This is a genomic window from Hymenobacter edaphi, assembly GCF_003258365.1.
In the GTDB taxonomy this organism is placed as follows: Bacteria; Bacteroidota; Bacteroidia; order Cytophagales; family Hymenobacteraceae; genus Solirubrum; species Solirubrum edaphi.
The window spans coordinates 1-948 of sequence record NZ_QHKM01000029.1; the positions used below are offsets into that span (position 1 = coordinate 1).

Annotated in this window: 1 protein-coding gene; it reads right to left on the reverse strand. The window is 51.3% G+C overall.

What is annotated here, in order from left to right; translation table 11 throughout:
- Positions 1-455: 455 nt before the first annotated feature.
- The gene (locus tag DLM85_RS26400; RefSeq protein ID WP_424321703.1) at positions 456-671 is read right to left on the reverse strand and encodes a DUF6011 domain-containing protein; all 216 of its coding nucleotides are present in this window, start codon (positions 669-671) and stop codon (positions 456-458) included.
- Positions 672-948 lie beyond the last annotated feature (277 nt).

Below are 948 nucleotides of genomic sequence, written 5' to 3' on the forward strand. Positions count from 1 at the left end.
CACTCGGCCTTGAAGGCCGGCGTGTACTTCTTGCGCGGGACGGGTTGACCGTCAGTTGGTTTCTGTTCGGGCATAGACAGCGGAAGGTAAGACTTCTCCCTGTCCGTTCCGGTTAGACCACCTCAGTATCTAGCTGGATTAGTTTAAATAAGTCGTGCCATACTGGTGTTGTTTTTGTGCGCGGTATGCTCCCTTGAGTACTGATAATTATTCGTTTCTGTGGTAAGTCCATTTTACCGCGTACGAGCCTCATTGCTTTGCTACACTCCTTTTTTATAGTTTGTTGTGTATAGGTAACGGGCTTGAATCAAAGCTCATGCAGGGCCTATTCGCCAGCAAAGTGCCAGACGGCTCCAACTCCGACCTGCGCCGTGGCAACTTGTGGTTAATGTCAATAAATTCTACATCGACTGAAGTTATGGACGATTACCGCGCGCCAATAAGTCAGCGTTGTTCTAAAGACCGCCCAGCCGTAGCAAGCAAACTGGGCCAATGCCATAACGCACCGAAATGGGTTCAGTCAGGGGCCGACTACACACAAAGCATTTGCCCGACTCCACTCCAGTAAAAAACTCCAGCTCTCGACTACCCTTCATGTGATTACAAAAGATGAGTAAAGTAGAATCGACCTGCTGTAGCTTATTGAACATCTGCCCCTGCACGTCAAGCATGTAGCCCGACTTGTCAATAGTGCCGAGCACCGTGCCTCTTCCCGAGCGGTAGCTGAACACGCTCACCCGCGCGGAGGGGTTCTTAATAGGAAGTCCGGGCACCAGGTGGAATACCAGTGTGTACTCTTCACCTCGACGATTGGCAAATGTTAAGAGCCTGTTGGGGAATTAAGGTAGTCGGTTGAGGCACAGGGTGACGTTTGCCCAGAGAATCCAGGCGGCGTGGCTTTCGGGCGTGTACTCGTAGTCCATGACTACCCGTCGGAAGAAGTTGAGC